The following is a 3590-nucleotide window of genomic DNA, read 5'->3' as shown; positions in this document are numbered from 1 at the left end:
GACCGGCTCATCGACGCGCTGCTGGCCCAAGCCTTCAGCGCCCTCGGGCTCTCGCCCGGAGCACGCGCATACTACGACCGGCAACGAGCCCGCGGCGCGAGCCATAACGCCGCTCTGCGCCAACTCGCCAACCGACTCGTCGGCATCCTCCACGGATGCCTCAAAACCGGCACCCACTACAACGAGACAACCGCCTGGTCGCATCACGTCAACTCGACTGCGGCTTGACATTCAAAGCTCCTGGGATGTCTTTCGTGGGGAGAGGCCGAGCCGGTCGATCGCGTCGAGGAGCGGCCGCGCGGCCGCGGTCAACTCCCCGAGGTCGGCGTCGTCGAGAGGCCTGGTCGCGCCGTCCAGCAGTACGGTGACACTGTCACCTATGCGGAACGCGGGGACCACGTTCGTGACAGTGTCGTTCTTCGCTTCGGTATGGTGGTGGCGCCAGAGGCCGTCGACCCGTACCTGCATCCCTGGCGGTGGCGGGATGAGGTCGAGTCTCGTCCTGGCGATGCCGGCCAGTTCCTCGTCGGAGGCGCCGAGCAGCCGCTCCTGGACCTCGGCCAGCGCCATGCCGCGAGCCTGGAGTCGCTTGATGGCCGCCAGCTGCAAAGCGTGCCGCCTGCCGTAAAGCGCGACCCGCCCCTTCGTCGCCAGCGGTCGGTCGACGAGACCAATGGTGGTGTACCACCGGATGGTGCGCCCGTTCGGCAGCTCCCGGACTCGCCCGTTGCGCTGACCTTCGTAGCCGTCGGCGAGGAGGTCAGCGACGCGGTCCGAAAGCTGCTCGAGGGTCCACAGCTCGTCGCTCATGGTTCCAGTTTGACAGTGTCAGATGACAGTGTCAAATTAGCCCCAGCCGAGCTCGTGCAACCGAGCGTCATCGATACCGAAGTGGTGGGCAATCTCATGAACGACCGTGATCGCGACTTCCTCGACCACGTCCTGCTCGTCGTCGCAGATGTCGAGGATCGCCTCGCGATAGATGGTGATCCGGTCCGGCAGCACGCCGCCGTAGTGCGACGTGCGCTCGGTCAGGGCCACGCCGTGGTAGAGCCCGAGCAGCGAGGGGTTCTCGAGGTCGCGGTCCTCGACCAGGATCACGACGTTCTCCATGGCCGCGGCGAACTCACGAGGAATGTGGTCGAGCGCGTCCCCGACCAGCTCCTCGAACCGCTGGCGCGTCATGGTGAAGCCCATGGCCGCGACGCTCCTACTTCGACGGTTTCGCGGTCGTCGACGCGGGCTGGGCCCGCACGCTGCCGACCACCGGTCGCAGCGTCCCGTCCGGGTTGAGCGCGCCGACCTTGCAGTTGACCTTGCGGGAGCCGGCCGCCCAGCTCTCCTGCTTCAGCGTGTCCGAATACAGGGACAGGGTCAGCGTGGCCAGGTCCTTGTTACCCGTGTACTGCGCCGCCACCGGTGGACAGAGGTCGACGGTCTTCTCCCGCTGCTGGTCCTCGGACGGGTAGTCCGGCCCGGGGAAGACCTTCGAGAGGTCGACGTTGCCGACGACCTCGTAGGAGTGCGACTTGGAGCAGTCGACCGGGTCGCCGACCTCCTGCTTGTTCACCAGGGCGAAGCAGGTGCCCGGGTCGTGGACGTTGGACTGGTCCTGCTTGGCGGCCGTACCTGTGGTCGTCAGCAGGCGCTGGCCGGACGGCGTCACCCGCTGCAGGCCGCAACGCAGCTTTCGGTCGCCTTCCTTCCACTGCTCTGCCGTCGGCTTCAACGCGCCAACGGTGTACTTGCCGTAGGGGTCGAGCGTGCCGCCGACGTACTTCGCCCCGACCTCGGTGCAGCGCTCGGTCACGATCTGCTGCCAGCCCTGGTCGCTCGGCGGCGGCGCGCTGGACGGGTAGTCCTTGCCGATCTCGACGTTGCTGGTCACCTCGAACGTGTGCGGCTCCGAGCACGGGACGCGGCGCATGTTCTGCGGAGCGTCGTTCGGCCAGTCGAGACATGTCCCGCTCGGCGAGTCGAACGCGGCCGCGGCCTCCTCGGCCGCGGTGTCCGCCGCACCCTTAACCGAGACCGGCCAGGAGAACAACATGCTCATGCTGAGCACGGCCATGGCTCCGACAAAGGCGCCTGCCATGACCAACCGTGTTTTCAGCGTGCTCCCTCGGGAGCTCGTCCGCCCGACGCGTCCAGACATCGCGTCCATGATGCCAGCGTTCCGCACGCTGGGAGGGGCCGAATCGACGTGCAGTCGGAAATCATCTGACGGACGTGCCCGATCGGTGTCGCCTTCCACCGGCTGTGCAGGGCTCCGGGGCCGGGACTCGTGTGGCAGCGACGCGGGTGGCGGATACGCTCCCCGCCGTGATCGACCTGCGGACACTGCGTGAGAATCCTGAGGTGGTGCGCGCGTCACAGCGTGCACGTGGCGAGAACGAAGCGGTGGTCGACGCACTGCTGTCCGCGGACGAACGACGCCGATCCGCGGTCGCGGCCGCGGACGCGTTGCGTGCCGAGCAGAAGCAACTGGGCAAGCAGGTCGGTCGGACACACGGCGAGGAGCGGGACGCACTGCTGGCCAGGGGCCGGAAGCTGGCCGCGAGCGTGCGCACGGCGGAGGCCGCGCAGTCGGCGGCCGAGGCCCAGCTCACCGAGTTGCACACCGCTGTGCCGAACGTGGTCCATCCGGCCGCCCCCGCGGGTGGCGAGGACGACTACGTCGTTGTCAAGGAGGTCGGTACACCGCCGGTCTTCGACTTCGAACCGGCCGACCACCTCGACCTCGGGCTGCGGCTCGGCGCGCTGGACGTCGAGCGGGGCGCGAAGGTGTCCGGTTCGCGGTTCTACTTCCTGACCGGGGTCGGCGCGCAGTTGCAGCTCGCGCTGCTCAACCTGGCGGCGGCGCAGGCGGTCGCGAACGGGTTCACGCTCATGATCCCGCCGGTGCTGGTCCGTCCGGAGATCATGGCCGGAACGGGCTACCTCGGCGCGCACGCGAACGAGGTGTACCGGCTGGCAGAAGACGACCTGTACCTGGTCGGCACGTCGGAGGTGCCACTGGCCGGGTACCACGCCGAGGAGATCGTCGACCTGTCGGCGGGGCCGCGGCGGTACGCGGCGTGGTCATCGTGCTTCCGACGCGAGGCGGGGACGTACGGGAAGGACACTCGGGGGATCATCCGGGTCCACCAGTTCGACAAGATCGAGATGTTCGTCTACTGCCAACCGGCGGACGCGGACAGGGAGCACGCCGGGCTGCTGGCGTGGGAGGAGGAGATGCTGGCGAAGATCGAGGTGCCGTACCGCGTGATCGACGTGGCGGGCGGCGACCTCGGCACGAGCGCGGCGCGAAAGTTCGACTGCGAGGCGTGGGTGCCGACGCAGGGGCGCTACCGAGAGCTGACCTCCACATCGAACTGCACGACGTTCCAGGCCCGCCGCCTGTCGATCCGCTACCGCGACGAGAACGGCCGCCCCCAGGTAGCAGCGACGCTGAACGGCACACTGGCAACAACCCGATGGATCGTGGCGATCCTGGAGAACCACCAGCAACCAGACGGCTCCGTGCGAGTGCCAACCGCACTACGGCCCTACCTGGGCAAAGAGGTGCTGGAACCGGTGTAGGGCCGGGG

At 68.2% G+C, this 3590-nt stretch carries 4 protein-coding genes and 1 pseudogene; 2 read left to right on the top strand and 3 right to left on the bottom strand.

Features of this window, described 5'->3' with window-relative positions:
* Positions 1-228: pseudogene (locus ACJ73U_RS09875) on the top strand (IS110 family transposase); the annotation flags it as partial.
* Positions 229-231: 3 nt separating this feature from the next.
* Here the strand turns inward: ACJ73U_RS09875 and ACJ73U_RS09870 are convergent.
* The 3 genes from ACJ73U_RS09870 to ACJ73U_RS09860 are packed head-to-tail and all read right to left on the bottom strand — an operon-like array spanning position 232 to position 2056.
* Complete coding sequence (locus tag ACJ73U_RS09870; RefSeq protein WP_407777251.1) at positions 232-810, bottom strand: MerR family transcriptional regulator; 579 nt, start codon at positions 808-810, stop codon at positions 232-234.
* A gap of 36 nt (positions 811-846) precedes the next feature.
* Entirely contained in the window at positions 847-1197 is a 351-nt protein-coding gene (locus tag ACJ73U_RS09865) for a metallopeptidase family protein (protein WP_407777250.1), read from the bottom strand.
* Between the two features lie 13 nt (positions 1198-1210).
* The gene (locus ACJ73U_RS09860) at positions 1211-2056 is read right to left on the bottom strand and encodes a septum formation family protein (RefSeq protein WP_407777249.1); all 846 of its coding nucleotides are present in this window, start codon (positions 2054-2056) and stop codon (positions 1211-1213) included.
* A 266-nt stretch (positions 2057-2322) separates the two neighbouring features.
* Here ACJ73U_RS09860 and serS point away from each other — a divergent pair, with 266 nt between their 5' ends.
* Complete coding sequence (serS, locus tag ACJ73U_RS09855) at positions 2323-3582, top strand: serine--tRNA ligase (RefSeq protein ID WP_407777248.1); 1260 nt, start codon at positions 2323-2325, stop codon at positions 3580-3582.
* The last annotated feature ends 8 nt before the right edge of the window (positions 3583-3590 follow it).

The organism is Actinophytocola sp. (assembly GCF_045807065.1).
GTDB lineage: Bacteria > Actinomycetota > Actinomycetes > Mycobacteriales > Pseudonocardiaceae > Actinophytocola.
This window is presented reverse-complemented; position numbering and strand designations above follow the sequence as displayed.

Excerpts from the sequence above, each read along its gene's own strand:
- ACJ73U_RS09870 (WP_407777251.1), bottom strand. The coding sequence starts at position 810 with ATGAGCGACGAGCTGTGGACCCTCGAGCAGCTTTCGGACCGCGTCGCT.
- ACJ73U_RS09865 (WP_407777250.1), bottom strand. The coding sequence starts at position 1,197 with ATGGGCTTCACCATGACGCGCCAGCGGTTCGAGGAGCTGGTCGGGGAC.
- ACJ73U_RS09860 (WP_407777249.1), bottom strand. The coding sequence starts at position 2,056 with ATGAGCATGTTGTTCTCCTGGCCGGTCTCGGTTAAGGGTGCGGCGGAC.